This window comes from Ruminococcus sp. MCC718 (genome assembly GCF_018783905.1).
Taxonomy (GTDB): Bacteria; Bacillota; Clostridia; order Lachnospirales; family Lachnospiraceae; genus Hominisplanchenecus; species Hominisplanchenecus faecis.
In genome coordinates this window covers 92,837-108,100 of record NZ_WQNP01000002.1, presented here as the reverse complement: position 1 = coordinate 108,100, position 15,264 = coordinate 92,837, and the positions used below count along the sequence as shown (strand labels likewise).

At 45.2% G+C, this 15,264-nt stretch carries 13 protein-coding genes; 2 read left to right on the top strand and 11 right to left on the bottom strand.

Annotated features, from left to right (window positions below; genetic code table 11):
- Positions 1 to 236: 236 nt before the first annotated feature.
- From GPK60_RS00440 to GPK60_RS00410, 7 genes are all read right to left on the bottom strand, one after another.
- A complete protein-coding gene (locus GPK60_RS00440; protein ID WP_173899049.1) occupies positions 237 to 1,064 on the bottom strand; it encodes a MerR family transcriptional regulator in 828 nt (275 codons plus the stop codon).
- A gap of 35 nt (positions 1,065 to 1,099) precedes the next feature.
- Positions 1,100 to 2,494, bottom strand: a complete 1,395-nt coding sequence (locus tag GPK60_RS00435; protein WP_215658631.1) for an MATE family efflux transporter — start codon at positions 2,492 to 2,494, stop codon at positions 1,100 to 1,102.
- A gap of 160 nt (positions 2,495 to 2,654) precedes the next feature.
- Positions 2,655 to 4,079: a right-handed parallel beta-helix repeat-containing protein gene (locus tag GPK60_RS00430; RefSeq protein WP_215658630.1), complete on the bottom strand. Its 1,425-nt coding sequence runs from the start codon at positions 4,077 to 4,079 to the stop codon at positions 2,655 to 2,657.
- Between the two features lie 101 nt (positions 4,080 to 4,180).
- Positions 4,181 to 5,329 carry a flagellin lysine-N-methylase gene (gene fliB / locus GPK60_RS00425; RefSeq protein ID WP_252191244.1) on the bottom strand — a complete coding sequence of 383 codons (1,149 nt, stop codon included), beginning with the start codon at positions 5,327 to 5,329 and terminating at the stop codon, positions 4,181 to 4,183.
- 99 nt (positions 5,330 to 5,428) lie between these two features.
- Entirely contained in the window at positions 5,429 to 6,343 is a 915-nt protein-coding gene (locus GPK60_RS00420) for an alpha/beta hydrolase (RefSeq protein WP_022118487.1), read from the bottom strand.
- 99 nt (positions 6,344 to 6,442) lie between these two features.
- Complete coding sequence (locus GPK60_RS00415; protein WP_215658629.1) at positions 6,443 to 7,423, bottom strand: LacI family DNA-binding transcriptional regulator; 981 nt, start codon at positions 7,421 to 7,423, stop codon at positions 6,443 to 6,445.
- Between the two features lie 51 nt (positions 7,424 to 7,474).
- Positions 7,475 to 8,194 (bottom strand): YoaK family protein, encoded by a 720-nt coding sequence (locus GPK60_RS00410; RefSeq protein WP_022118489.1) that lies wholly within the window; start codon positions 8,192 to 8,194, stop codon positions 7,475 to 7,477.
- 229 nt (positions 8,195 to 8,423) lie between these two features.
- On the opposite strand from GPK60_RS00410, the gene GPK60_RS00405 reads away from it, so the two are divergent.
- Entirely contained in the window at positions 8,424 to 9,134 is a 711-nt protein-coding gene (locus tag GPK60_RS00405; protein WP_022118490.1) for a phosphatase, read from the top strand.
- Between the two features lie 46 nt (positions 9,135 to 9,180).
- On the opposite strand, the gene GPK60_RS00400 is transcribed toward GPK60_RS00405, so the two are convergent.
- Together GPK60_RS00400 and GPK60_RS00395 are read right to left on the bottom strand one after the other, a co-directional pair.
- Positions 9,181 to 10,431 (bottom strand): Ig-like domain-containing protein, encoded by a 1,251-nt coding sequence (locus tag GPK60_RS00400; RefSeq protein ID WP_215658628.1) that lies wholly within the window; start codon positions 10,429 to 10,431, stop codon positions 9,181 to 9,183.
- Positions 10,432 to 10,633: 202 nt separating this feature from the next.
- Positions 10,634 to 11,734, bottom strand: coding sequence for a glycerol dehydrogenase (locus tag GPK60_RS00395; protein ID WP_022118492.1), 1,101 nt, complete (start codon positions 11,732 to 11,734; stop codon positions 10,634 to 10,636).
- A gap of 312 nt (positions 11,735 to 12,046) precedes the next feature.
- Here GPK60_RS00395 and GPK60_RS00390 point away from each other — a divergent pair, with 312 nt between their 5' ends.
- Positions 12,047 to 13,432, top strand: coding sequence for a sodium:alanine symporter family protein (locus GPK60_RS00390; RefSeq protein ID WP_022118493.1), 1,386 nt, complete (start codon positions 12,047 to 12,049; stop codon positions 13,430 to 13,432).
- 81 nt (positions 13,433 to 13,513) lie between these two features.
- Here GPK60_RS00390 and GPK60_RS00385 read toward each other — a convergent pair whose 3' ends face one another.
- A complete protein-coding gene (locus tag GPK60_RS00385) occupies positions 13,514 to 13,789 on the bottom strand; it encodes a hypothetical protein (protein ID WP_215658634.1) in 276 nt (91 codons plus the stop codon).
- 83 nt (positions 13,790 to 13,872) lie between these two features.
- The gene (gene rlmD / locus GPK60_RS00380) at positions 13,873 to 15,261 is read right to left on the bottom strand and encodes a 23S rRNA (uracil(1939)-C(5))-methyltransferase RlmD (RefSeq protein WP_173866142.1); all 1,389 of its coding nucleotides are present in this window, start codon (positions 15,259 to 15,261) and stop codon (positions 13,873 to 13,875) included.
- Between the last annotated feature and the right edge of the window lie 3 nt (positions 15,262 to 15,264).

Here is a 15,264-nt window from a genome sequence, read left to right as displayed (position 1 = left end):
CATAATAATACCTCCATAGGTATATTTAAACACATTTAACCATATTAAGCAATATATTTAGTTACTTATAAATTCCTCCTTTCCAGCTATTTAGAAAATTTTCTAATTACTTTATATATATCACTCTGTTTTCCCGTTGTCAATCACTATTTAGATTTTTTTCTAAATAGTTTTTTAGGAACAAGCCATAAACCATGCTGCACGTTCACAGGCGTAATTTTGCGGCTTGATTTTTTCTAATTTTCACATACCGGAATCAGAATTTCGGTCACAAATTTTCCGGTGTCATTTGTGATCCCATAGTCGATGAGGGTGATCTCTCTGGAGAATCCTGCGATTTTGAGCTGATGTTCTTTGATATAGGAGAGAAGTTTCCGATAATATTTTTCTGCCTCCTGATGTCCGCCGCAGAAGCGGATCGATACGCTCAGGGTATCCGGCAGCTGCTCGACTTCACCCTGATAGTTTTCTTCGTCATCCAGCACCAGAAATACCCGGTCATAAGCATCCAGTTGACCGTTTTCCAGCTTTTCTTCGGATATGCCAACACCCACTTTTCCAAGGAAGGTCAGAGAATCCGGCTGGTCTTTTTCCAGACGGCGGATCGCATATTCCAGATCCAGATGCGAATGGATCTTCAGGCTGTCCCGGATCCAGACGATCCGGCAGGCTTTGGTCTGCTGCATGCGGATCTCATCCAGCTTCGATGAGGCCGCATCCTGGATCTGATGGATTCTGTGGTCGATTTTCCGTTCTATGACCTCCAGCTGACGCTTCTTTTCCCGAATCATCTCTTTTTGATTTTGCAGTTTTTCTTCGATCACCTGAATGTCGCGGTTGGCGAGGAAATCTGCAATCTGCTCCAGCGGCATATCGAGCACCCGCAGATAGCGGATCGTATTGAGCACCTCAAACTGGCGGATACCATAGTAACGGTAACTGCTTTTTTCCTCGATAAACTCCGGGACGACAATCCCAATCCGCTCATAATGACGAAGCGTCCCGGTGCTGATATGGAACATTTTTGCCACATCTCCAATGCGAAATAATTTTTCTTCTTCCATGCTTATCCTGCTTTCTGCCATTCATAAACAACGTGTTATCTTACATCTGATCTATGCTTTTTTGAAACTCTCACTGTGCTATCTGCTGTCTGCACATTCTGCAATCTTTTATGCTGTTTTAGCCAGACGAATGCCGCCACGCAGATCAGTGCTGAGAGCAAAGAACCGCAGGCAGTCGCGATCCCCATCGGGAAAAGGGTCTGTGGGAACCATTTTGAGGTCAGGTAAGCTCCCGGGATTCGCACGCACAGGATCGCAACGATGTTGTGGAAAAAGGAAATCCCGGACTTTCCGTAAGCACAGAAGTAACCGCTGAAGCAGAAATGGATCCCGGCAAAAAAGCAGTCAAAAATATAACCGCATATGTACTGGCTTCCAAATGCGATCACAGTCTGATCGGATGTAAACACTCCAACGACCGGTGATGCGATAAACTGGATCAGGATTGCGATAAAAATGCCGAATCCGCCGGCGATCAGCAGAGCGTAGTGAAGCGTCTCTCTGGCACGGTCGTGCTTTCCGGCACCGATATTCTGTGCCGACAGTGCTGACACGGAAGAAAGCATCGAGGATGGCACAAGAAACAGAAAACTGATGATCTTTTCCACAATACCGACGGCTGCCGCCTGGTTTAATCCTCGACGGTTGGCGATGATCGTAATAACAAGAAATGCGACCTGGATAAACCCATCCTGAAGTGCCACCGGCACGCCGATGTGCAAAATCTGTCCCATAACTTGCTTTTTCGGTCGAAAATCCGGCTTTTTCAGAGCAATCCCCATTTTCTGTCTGCGAATCATAAAGAGCGAGATCACAACACTTACCACCTGGGAAAGTGTTGTTCCAAGTGCTGCTCCGGCTGCTCCCATATGAAAAGCTCCCATAAACAGATAATCAAGTACAATATTGATCACGCAGGCGATGGCGATAAAGTACATCGGACTTTTTGAATCACCGAGCCCGCGAAAAATCGAACTGATCACATTGTAAGCGATGATAAACGGAATGCCGACAAAACAGATCGTAAGGTAGATCCTGGTACCTGCCACGGCTTCCTGTGGCGTGGACATAACCTGAAGGATCGGATTGACCAGAAGCAGAAGGATGGCAAGCATGCCTGCCGCCACCATAGCAAACAGTGTGACCGTATTTCCGATGGCATTTGCCGCCCTCCTCTTGTCGTTTGCTCCGATCGCCTGACCGATGCTGACGGTCGTTCCCATCGCAAGTCCCACGATCATAACCGTGAGCATGTGCATGACCTGGCTGCCGATCGAGACAGCGGTCGTGCCCGCCACCCCTTCAAACTGACCGATGATAAAAAGATCCGCCATTCCGTAAAGTGTCTGTAAAAAGTACGATAATAAATAAGGCAGTGAAAAGTACACGATGTTCTTTAAGACACTGCCCGAGGTAAGATTTTTTTCCATAAGGCTATCTAAAGCTCCTTCCCATTTGATGCTTTATGATAAAAAGACAGAGCCGCCGTGACAATGATAACGTCACATGCTCTGTCTTTCTTCTTTCAGCACTTTAGAAAAGTGCTGTCATTTTCTTTCTGTATGCCTGCCAAAAACCTTATTCGCTTTCTCAGGATTTTCTCTTGATTGTCTGCTGTTTCTTGGCAAATCCTTTAAATTTATTTCCAGATGCACTTCCTGCTTTCTTTCCGATCAGTTCGATTCCACGATACAGTTTCTTATTCTTGTTTTTGGAAGTGTTGATGATCGTATTTCCATTGATCCTGCTGCCCTTGCTGGAAATAACGCGGACTGCTGTTCCGCCTGATTTACCGCTTGCTTTTTTCGGCACCTGCATATTGATCACGTTATTGTTTACGCGGATTTTTCCGGTTCCATTTAACCAGATGCCGTAGGAAGCATTCTTCAGTGTGATCTCATTGCCATAAACCTGCACACCGTATACACGGTAATCACCTTTCGGAATCTTGCCTTTTTTCTTTGAACGATACTCACCAAGAAGCTGGATGCCGTAGTTTACGTTTTTATATTTCTTGTCTGTGATCTCGATCTTGTTATTTGCAATCACGGATTTGCTGGAAATCTTCGGTGTCTTACTCTTGTTTCCTTTTTCTGACGGATACAGTGTGATCGCCATGTCACGGAAAATAATACCGGAAGCACAGTCTGTGATTTCGTTATTTTTGATGCTGCTGTTGATATAGTTTGTCGCAATGATCGCATAACCCGGAATGTTGATAAATTTATTATTTTCGATCCTGATGTTGCTGTGATAACATCCTACGATCGCCGCATGGGTTCCGACGCCACGCTGTACGTTTTTAAATGTACAGTTCGTGATCGTGATATTGCGGTTTGGTGTCTCATCGTATTTGCCGTAGGATGCAAAATGGTCTCTCTGCAGTGTCTCAACCTGGATCGCTTCGTTGTTGCTGTCTGCTTTTCCATGATAATCGGAGAATACGCAGTTGTTGATCGTTACATTCTGAGCTGCCGCAAACTCGATGCTGTGAGAACTGTAGGTATTTGTCAGTGTCATGTTTTCGATCGTCACATCGCTTGCATGTGCAAATCGCAGAATAGTGGATTTATAACTGTGCTGTGCACCCTGACCATCGATAGTACCGCCATGGAAAGTGATGTTTTTAAAGCCGGTATAACCGGAAATATTTTTTACATCTTCACCACGTCCCAAACGGAACATTGCAGAATTCGAAGTACGCACCAGCGTTACGCCTTCCATATCGATGTAGGTGTTGCTGTATACATTAAAGCAGCTTCCGGCTTTGTAAGTACCTGCCGGGATTTTGATACGGTAGATCGTGTTTTTGTCTTCACTGTCGCGAGCTACATCCAGTGCCTTCTGAAATGCTTTTTCAAAGTCATATTTGCTGTCCAGTTCTACATCCTGATAGGATGCCGCATGAACTTCCAGTGCCGGAAAGAGCGGCATCTGTGGCTGTGCACCCACAAAGGTAAGAGATGCTGCAAATGCAGCTCCAAAAAGCATTGCCTTTAAATTACGTGATTTCATTTTTTCAATTCCTCCTCTGTATTTCTGCACAAAAATTCATCGATATTTCTGTACTTTTTATGTGTTTTAAATTATAAATCTTCTTGATAAAGAAATCAACCTTATTTGCCGACAATTAATGATAAATATCCCCACTCCCATACCAGTTCATCAAAACTGTTTTCCAGATATTCATAAATATCGTCTTCTTCGTATCCTGTCATTCGTGTGATCAGCACCAGATAATCCCGCAGTGTTTCGTATGCAAGATCCCGGCATCCGTCCTGCATCCATTTCAGGAAAAGACTGTGCCGGATCATAGTATATTCCATTGCGATCCACTGCATCTGAATGACCATGCTCTCCAAATCACCGTCCGGCATCAGAAGATCCGAAAACAGTTCATTTTCCATAAAAACAGCCAGGAGTTTTCGGTATTTTTCCCATTGCTTTGCAAAGTCCTGTCCTTTCTGCTCCATTTCATCGGCATCATACGTTTCGGAAAGCTGCTCTGCCAGAGGCAGGATCTGCGTCAGATAATCCTGATACAGACCTTCTTTCTGATAATTGACAGCCAGATCCTGCAAAAGCTCATTGCATTCATCCATGGTATCCAGAAACGGCAGATCAATCGCAAGGATCGCCGTTTTCAGTTCTTTCACGGCTTCTCTGGAGAAATAGTTCTCGATCCTTTCTTCTGACAGCGTATCTTCCTGCTCTGCCTGATATAATTCCAGCAGAATATAAAAATTCTCCAGCAGCGTTTCTTCGATGCTCTGTTCTTTGTTTCGGAACATTTCCATCATCTTTTCACGGATCATCGTCCGCAGATTTCTGCCGTTTTCCGGCACCTCCGGAAAAACCACGTTCTCTTCCTCTGCCCAGAGATCGATCACCGCCGGGCAGCATGGCATCAGAACTTCTTCTTCATGCGTTTCAAATCTGTGCACTTCTCTTGGGAAAACGGTACAAGTTTCCGACAGAACCGAATCCCCATAAGCCGATACCAGTCTGCAGAGTCGGTTTTCAGAAAGAAACGGACATTTATGCTCTTCATCCAGTCGGATCACTCTGCCTCCGTCCTTTTTGGTTGTATAGGCACTGAGATTTTTCCGCTGCACCTTCACTTCCTGCGGCGGATATTTCTTTTTCCATTTTCGGTTGGTCTCGTTGTCCACTGCAATCTTCCACTCCTGACAGCAGGTGAAAGTACACTTGTCTGCAATGCAGGTGAATCTATCATAATAATTCGGTTTTATGCGTTCCATCATTTCTCGCTTTCTATTATTCCACTTGGCGATTGAATCCGCCACTGATACAAGCTTGTTGCTCGCCGCCTGCAAAAGCAGGCGTCATCTCACATCTGATATTTAAATATGTTTCAAAATCCAGTTTTTTACATCCAGGTAAACATTCTCTCTGTCCAGTTCATTGAGGATCTCGTGCCGGTCATCCTCATATAACTTCAGTTCCAGATCACGGATTCCACATTTTCGGTATTCTTCAAATACTTTTTCCACACCTTTTCCGTAATTGCCCACCGGATCTTCCTCGCCGGCAATCATATAGACTGGCAGATTTTTCGGTATTTTCTCGATATTTTCCTTCTTCTGGATAAATCCAAGGACATCAAACAGCGTCTGATAGCCATTGACCGTAAACAGAAATGTGCAGTATTTATCCCGGTTATAGGCATCCACCATTTCCGTATTTTTTGTCAGCCAGTCGTTTGCTGTCCGCTTATCTGCGATGCGTTTGTTGTAACTGCCAAAGGCCAGCTTCTGCAAAAACTTCGAGCGGTGACGTTCTCCTTTTACTTTACTGATCACACCCGCACAGAGTTTTCCGGCCGTCAAAACTGCCCCCGGCGTGTAACCGGTCCCGCAGATAATTGCCCCGGTCAGTTCCTCGCCATAGGTCATCAGATAGCGTCTCGCCATAAACGATCCCATGCTGTGCCCAAACAGAAAATACGGCACATCCGCTCCATACTGTTCCTTCGCATAACGTGTGACTTCGTGAAGATCTTCGATCACCGCCGCACTTTTTTCTTCACCGAAATATCCGAGATCCTCATCCTTTTCTGCTGTCAGCCCGTGTCCCTTGTGGTCATTCCCGATCACCAGGATTCCTGCCTGATTGAGGTAATTCGCAAAATGACTGTACCTTTTGATATATTCGATCATGCCATGCGAAATCTGCATGATCGCTTTTCTCTCTCCTGATGGTTCCCAGACTGCAATGTGCAGTCTGCTGCTGCCTGATGAAATATATCGTTCCTGCATGAGATTCCTCGCTTTCCTTTTTCGTTTATTATACTGTATTTTGCCTTCTGCAAATCAAAAAAGAACGCTGCGACTGTTTTTGTCTGCTGCGTTCTTTTTTTACCGAAGCGATTCTTTTTTCACAATCTGATAACCCATTTTCAGATGTTTTTTGAGATCATCGCCGGATTCTAAAATTTCAACCAGCATCCTGGCTGCTTCCTGCCCCATCGTTTTGTGGTAGAAATGCACACTGCTGATCGCCGGTGACACCGCACTTCCTATCTCGGTGTCTCCAAACGCCACGATCTGAACCTGCTGCGGAACCTGGATATCATGCTCATGAAAATACCTCAGTGCTCCGACGGCGAGGCTGTCCGTTGCACAGAACAGAGAGTCCACTTCCAGATGTGTTTTCCATATTTTTGCAGCTTTCTCGTAACCGCCCTGCATGCACAATTCCGTTTCATACATACAGGATCTGTCCATCCTGATGCCGGCATCTGCCATTGCATCCAGAAATCCGCTCTTTCGTGCTTTTCCTGCCGCTTTGTCTTTTGCCGGCTCTCCGATATAGGCGATGTGTCTGCCTTTTTTCGTCAGCATTTTTGCAGCATCATATGCCGCATGATAATCATCTTGAAAAACGCAGGAATATTGCCGGATCTCCTGTGCCGTCACCACGATCGGCACTTCGACTTCTTCCATCAGGTACAGATGTTCTCTGGAAAGCATCGTTCCCATGAAAATGATGCCGTCAACCTGATTTTTTTCGAAAATACGGAGGTATTTCAGCTCCGCCCTGGTGTTATTCCGCGTATCTGCCAGCAAAAGCTGATAACCTTTTACCGAAAGAACCTCACTGATCCCTGACACCATTTGGCTCACCGACCCGGACTCAATCTCCGGAATGATCACACCGACCAGCTTTGTCACTTTGCTTCTTAAATTTCTCGCCTGCTGTGACGGGCGATAGCCGGTGTCTTCTATCACTTTCCGGATTGCTGCCCTTTTTTCTTCGCTTACATATCCATCATTCAGATAGCGGGATACCGTCGCCCTGGAAACACCGGCCAGTTCTGCAATTTCATTGATATTCATAATGCCTCTGCCTCACGTGCGTTCAACCTGAACCTGTCTTACGCCTTTTTCTTAATGTCCATGTGGTTTCTGTCTCATTTTCTCTTCTTCTGCATGCAGATCCTCATTCAGGAAATCAATCAGAACGATCAGAAACGGCAGCAGAGTGATCCAGATTGCCTTCCCGGAATAAATATTGCAGGCAACCGTTCCAAACACCACACCTAATAAGAAATATACCACCATCATGCAATGTTTGCCCCATTTTTCTCGATGTTTTTTATCTTTTTTCCGAAAATGCTGGATTTCTTTTGCCAGTCCCACACCGACCTGGCGGATATGGTTTGTCGCAAAAGTTGTCGCCATCGGCGTTCCCTCTGCCTGACGAAACGTATTGTACTGCATAGAAGCAATAAAGTTGACCGCAACCTGTGAAATCTGCACCGGTGCGGATTCCGGTACAAGTCCAAGCACCAGAACGGTTGCCATTTCAACTGCAATCAGAAGGGTGTCCCAGCGGATTTTCAGATGATACTTGACTGGGTTCGGCAGCAGTTCTGAGATAAATGCACCTGCCATATACGCAGAAATCGGGAACAGGTAGTAGGCTGCCGTTTCCCATTCTGCCTGACCGATCGCCAGTCCAAGCAGCACCAGATTCCCTGTCTGAGCATTACAGAATACTTTCCCGCGTAACAAAAAGGTATACGCGCCAAAAAATCCTGCGATCGCAATCAGGGTATAATACACTCGGTTTCTTTCACATTCCAGATAATTTTCTGTGTTTTCCAATGTTGCTCCTCCTTTGGGGAAGTGTTATAATAAGACGAATAGTTACATTCTATCTTATAAATCGTTTTCTTTCAACCGGAAACTGCGTTATTCTTGATTTTCACATGGTAAGCGTTATAATATCAGATGTCGGAATTGTGCAAAGTACTTCGCAGGCATCCTTTTCAGGAAGCAAAATTCTGAAATCAAAAATCTGAAACAATCTCTGTACAGAAGGGAGTCTTTCTTTATGAAAAAACTAATTGCAGATATGCACATGCACACCCTTGTCAGCGGACATGCATACGGAACAATACGCGAAATGGCTGCCACTGCAGGTGAAAAAAATCTGAAACTGATCGGGATCACAGAACACGCACCCGGCATTCCGGGAACGGTCGATCCTTTTTATTATCTGAATCTCACAGTCATCCCTCGCGTGCTTTCGAATGTACAGATCCTGCACGGATGTGAGATCAATGTTTTAAATGGCGGAAAACTGTCTCTGGAACAGAAATATATTGATTTTCTGGATTATGCAATCGTCGGAATCCACAAAGAGTGTTATACTGATGAAGGAAAAGAAAAGAACACCGACAACTTGATCGCATGTATGAAAAATGAGAAAGTACATTTTGTCTCTCACCCGGATGATGATCATACACCACTTGACTATGAACGTCTCGTTTCAGCTGCCAAACAGTACCGGGTCGCTCTGGAAGTCAACAACAGTTCGCTGGTCAAAAAAGACCGCCGTCTGAATTGCTATGAAAATTATCGGAAGATGCTGAAACTCTGTGAGCAGCAGCAAGTTCCGATTATTATAAGCTCTGATGCCCATGATCCGAGCTGGGTAGGACGTTTTGATCTCGCCGTCAAACTTCTGGAAGAACTGCAGTTTGATGAGTCTTTGATCTTAACAAATGATATAGAAAAACTGAGAGCATTTATCGGCGTATAAGCTCTGATTATTTTTTGCCCGCAACAGCGGGCATTTTTTAAGAATGTTACTTTACGGTAATTTTACACGTTTTTTTCAGGCTGCCGGCTTTTATCGTAATCGTCGCTTTTCCCTTTTTCTTTGCTTTTACAACACCTTTTCCATTTACGGATGCAACCTTTTTATCAGAGGATTTATATGTAAGTTTTGCCACATTCTTTGGCGTTGCCTTTGCTTTGATGCTCCATTTTTTGCCTTTTTTCAGGGTTTTCTTTTTCGGTACACCCTTAATCTTTTTTACCTGGACTTTGGCATCCCCGGTCACCCGGATTGTTCTGGACTCTTCGAAAACACCGCATTTTGCTGTAATTTTGGCTGTTCCTGCACTCACACCGGTAACTACACCTTTTTCATCTACAGCTGCCACTTTCGGATTGGAAGAACTCCACTCTACTGTGTCCTCAAAAGAGAGTTTGTGTGTGCGTGACTGATAGAACCCCGAGCCTCTGTAATTTGCATAAAATTTCGCCTGCACCGTTTTGGAAGAGGCCAGTTTCTCTTTAAAAGGCTCCATGTATGCCTTTACATCCTGGTTCTGAACCTGGATTTTCTGCACTTTATTCTTTACTGCTTTTGCCTGTCCTTCATCCAGTCCTGTTTCAAAACTGAACTCCCCGGATGTCGTATTTTTGAAATCTGCATCCGGGCAAATGAAGGTTGCAAGTCCAACATAAAGATTGTTCGGATTGATCATCGATGTATAATGGCCTGTCACCCCACCGGTCTGTTTTACCCAGTCCTGCTTTTCACCGTACCACTGATCGATTCCGGTGATCATATCATTGCTGTTATTCCATGCCAGAACTTCTCCCCAGCTCTCCACTCCATTTGGTGATGCCTGTGAAAAACACATCGTTCCATTTGGTCTTTGATGATCCATATACACAGATGCTTCTGCTGCCCGGACTCTTGCGATATATTCCAGATCAGAAGACCATTTGACCGGTACATAATCTGACATCGTAAGCTTTCGGTTGGGATCACGCGGATCCTGAATGCCCTGTTTACACGCCTCTTTTCGGATCTCATTGATCCGTTTCAATGCCGCATCTGCACTTGCCAGATAGCTGCCTTTCAGTCCAACCAGAACACAGTTCTCCTCCACGGAATCCGTCTCTGCAAGCGTATGATCCTGAAGTGTTTCCACTGCCGGCATCTCCGAGATCTCCTGCTGCATCTCCGAAGCAAATGCAGGAACAGCTGCCGTTCCTGCCAGTACCGACACACTGAGTACTAATGCGATCCATTTCCTTTTCATCTCTTTCGTACCTCCTTGAGCTTTTTTGTTAAATATCTTTGTGAAACAGTGTACTGAAAGCATTTGTTCTTTTTGCAATACCTGATATCTTTATTCGTTCCACAGAAAACAGAAAATTTTGTAAGAAGACCGGTAGGAACATTTTTCATATCCTGCCGGTCTTCTTGTAATATCATATTCGACTATGTGATGATCTTATATCTTATTCTTCACCCAGATAATATTTTCCATAAGCATCTGCTGCTTTAATTGCTGCAAATACAGTTTCCGGTGTCACTTCAAAAGGCATATTGTGAAGTGTATCATTTTCCGCACAGGCGGTCTTTGCAACTTCCATCAGCTGCTCATCTGTCACATTGCCGGCACCAAGTTCTGCCAGGGTAACAGGCAGTCCGACTTCGATGCACCACAAAATGATATCTTCCAGTTCTTCTTCCGGAACGTTTTCCAGTACCAGCTGAGTAAGTGTTCCAAATGCAACTTTTTCTCCATGATACATATGGTGGCATTCTTCCAGTACTGTAAATCCATTGTGGATCGCATGTGCTCCCGCAAGTCCGGCACTTTCAAATCCGATACCGGAAAGGAGCGTGTTCGCTTCGATCACTTTTTCGACTGCCGGTGTACATACACCTGCTTCCAGTGCAATTTTGGCTTTTACGCCTTCTTCCATCAGCGTATCAAAGCAAAGTTTTGCAAGTGCCATCGCTGCTTCCGTTGTCTTTCCGCCTGCACAGGAAGTTGCACCGCTGCGTTTGCATGCTCTCGCCTCGAAGTAAGTTGCAAGTGCATCTCCCATACCGGCTACTGTAAGACGTACCGGTGATTTTGTGATAATATCGGTGTCCATCAGAACCAGATTCGGATTGGCCGGAAGGAACAGATATTTTTCAAAGATACCTTCTTCTGTATAAACAACGGACAGTGCACTGCACGGTGCATCAGTTGATGCGATCGTCGGGCAGATAAATACCGGTGTGCCTGCATAATATGCAACTGCTTTCGCTGTATCAAAGATCTTGCCTCCGCCGATACCGATCACAAGATCACACTGATTTTCTTTTACAATATTTACCAGACGGTCGATTTCACTGTTGCAACATTCTCCGTTAAAATAATCAAAAACCACTTCACATGTACTTTCTGCAAAGCTGTCTTCGATCATTTTTCCGATTCTCTTATAACCGCCTTTGCTGATCAGAACCAGTGCTTTTTTTCCGCAGTTGGACGCATAAGTTCCGATTTTTTTCATTTCCCCTGCACCCTGTAAATATTTAGACGGGCTGATTAAAATTTTTGCCATTTTTAACACTCCTTTTCTTTTTGTCCTCAAAAGTCGTTATCCGCATCTGGCTTTTGCGTTTGGATTCTTTTGTAATGGAATCTGTCTCTATTATAATAATTGCATTGTACATTTTCAAGCCCAAACTTACTTGAACGCATCTGCCAGATTGCCGTCAATATATCTGCTGAATTTTTATGCTTTTTTTCAAAAAAACAGAAAAATATTTTGGAATTCTTGTTTTTAAGGCTGGTATACGAATTTTTTTCTGTACATATATTCGTAAAAGTGTTAGATTTATAATTATACATTATCTAAGAAAGGATTACTATCATGCTTCAGACAATCGAATCCATCAACAATGCCGTTAATAACTTCATCTGGGGTGTCCCGGCGATGATCTGCATTATCGGTGTCGGGCTTTATCTAAGCCTGCGGACCGGATTTATCCAGATTCGCAAATTCCCTTATGCACTGAAAACCACGCTCGGAAGAATTTTCAAAAAGAAGGAAGCTTCTGACGGCTCCATGACTCCTTTCCAGGCTGTCTGTACGGCCCTCGCCGGAACGGTCGGTACCGGAAATATCGCCGGTGTCGCCGGTGCGATCGCGATCGGCGGTCCGGGTGCCGTGTTCTGGATGTGGATCTCCGCAATCCTTGGAATGTGCACGAAATTCACTGAGGTCACACTTGCCGTTCATTTCCGCGAACGAAATAAAAAGGGTGATTATGTCGGCGGTCCGATGTACTACATCAAAAACGGACTGAGCAAGAAATGGCAGATCCTTGCAATTCTTTATTCCGCCTTCGGTGTACTGACCGTTTTCGGTACCGGAAATGCCACACAGGTAAATACAATCACTACTGCGATCGACACTGCTCTGATCAATTTCAACATCATTCCGGAATCTGCATCTAAAACGCTGAATCTGGTTCTTGGTATTGTAATCATGCTTCTTGTCGGTATGGTTCTGCTTGGCGGTATCAAACGAATCGGAAGTGTCTCCGAAAAACTGGTTCCGTTCATGGCACTGTTGTACATCGTTCTTGCGATCGGTGTGGTTGTACTGAATTTTGAGAGAGTTCCTGCTGTATTCCATGATATCGTTTACGGAGCTTTTAACCCGGCTGCCGTCACCGGCGGTGTGATCGGAAGTTTCTTCCTCAGCCTGAAAAAAGGTGTATCCCGCGGTATCTTTTCCAATGAAGCAGGTCTTGGTACCGGTTCTATCGCCCATGCCTGTGCTGATACCAGCAAACCGGTAAAACAGGGTATGTTCGGTATTTTCGAAGTATTTGCCGACACGATCGTTATCTGTACTCTGACTGCCCTTGTCATTCTGGTAAGCGGTGTTCCGGTCAACTACGGAGCTGCCGCAGGTGCCGAGCTGACAATCTCCGGATTCACTTCTACCTACGGAAACTGGATATCTGTTTTTACCGCAGTTGCCATGTGCTGTTTTGCTTTCTCCACGATCATCGGCTGGGGACTTTACGGTGCACGCTGTATTGAGTTCCTGTTTTCCGAGAAAGTAGTAAAACCGTTTATGATCGCCTATTCACTGGTAGCTATCATCGGAGCAACGGTCGATCTCGGACTTCTCTGGAGCATCGCCGAGACCTTCAACGGACTTATGGCGATCCCGAACCTGATCGGTATCTTCCTTCTTTCCGGAACTGCCATCGCTCTGACAAAAGAATATTTTGCGAAAAAATAATTTCATAAAAAAAGATCTCATGCAATCCTTATTCAAAAGAATTGTATGCGGTCTTTTTTATATGGTTCTTCTTACAGTCGCCTACAATCCTGCAAAAAACAGCTCGTAAAGGTCATCTTCCCCTTCCAGCATCGGAGAATTCTCGCCGCCCCCGTTTGTGCTTCGCCGCATGGCTGCATAAGCCTCTTCCCCTGCCGTGATCAGATCCATATCATAAATCTCATATCCTAGTTCCCTGCATTTGCTGCAAAATGCCGCAAATGGCTGTGATGCTTTCTTCGTTGCCAGAAGCTCTGCTCTCAGCTTCGGATCATGTAAAGCTTTCGTTCCTCGTTTCAGTCGTTCATCATCTATCACCCAGCCTTTGATGGTGTAGTCCTTGGTATCGCGTGTGACCTGACGAGAACCTTCGGTTTGAACAATCCGGAAATTCCGGATTGTTATTTCACCCTTGTTTCTATTCGTTGGTTTTCCCTCACAAGTTTTACTGCACTTTCTACGTGCACCGTCATCGGGAACATATCGACCGTTGCCAGGCGTTCTGCTTTGTATCCGTTCGCGGTCAGATACTTCAGATCTCTTGCCAGTGTCGCGGAATCGCAGCTGACGTAGACGACTCTTTCCGGCTGCATTTTGACAATGGTCTCAAGCAGGGCTTCATCGCAGCCTTTTCTTGGCGGATCGACTACGATCACATCGGCTTTGACGTTTTCGGTTTCGTATTTGTGAGGCAGGATTTCTTCTGCTTTGCCAACATAAAACTCTGCATTTTGGATGCCGTTTCGTCTGGCATTGTCTTTCGCATCTGCGATGGCAGGCGGCACAATCTCTACGCCGTAAACCTGTTTTGCTTTCTGTGCAAGGAACAGGGAGATGGTTCCGATGCCGCAGTAGAGATCCCATACCGTCTCTTTTCCGGTCAGTCCTGCGTATTCCAGTGCTTTTCCGTAAAGCTTTTCGGTCTGTACCGGGTTGACCTGATAGAAAGACAGCGGGGAAATGCGGTATTTGACGTTTCCGATATAATCTTCGATATAATCCTGACCCCAAATCGGCTGGATTTCTTTTCCGAGGATCACATTTGTCTGCTCAGTGTTGACATTTGCCATGATTGCGGTCATGCCCTCGATCTTCTGAAGCCTGTCCACCAGTTTTTCAACCTGTGGAATCTTTCTGCCATTGATCACGAGGCAGACCATCAGTTCTTTTGTGGTAAATCCCTTGCGGATCAGTACGTGACGCACCAGCCCTTTTCCGGTCTTTTCATCATATGGCTCTACTTTACAGACTTCCATCCACGAAATGACTTCGTTTAAGATTGCTTCATTTTCTTCTGCTCCGAGCAGACAGTCGGTGTTTGCTATGATGCTGTGCGTGCGGCCTGCATAAAATCCGGCAATGATTTTTCCGTTTTTATCGCGGCCGATCGGAAACTGTGCTTTGTTGCGGTAGTGAAATGGCTCTTCCATGCCGCAGATCGGCTCTACTTCCATCGCAGAAAGATCCAGACCGCCGAGGCGTCTTAAATTGTTGCAGACTTTGTTTTCTTTAAAGGTAAGCTGACGTTCATAAGACATCTGCTGGATCTGACATCCGCCGCACTGTCTGGCAACCGGACACGGTGCCTGGATGCGGTCCGGTGACGGCACAAGAATTTCCATCAGCCTTGCATAGCCATAACGTTTTTTCATTTTCATGATTTTGACTTTCACCTGATCGCCCGGGATCGTGTCTTTGACAAAAAGTGCAAATCCATCTGCTTTTCCCACGCCGGAACCGTCTGAGCTGATATCCTCTATGGTAATTTCCAGCATATCGTCTTTTTTCATAAA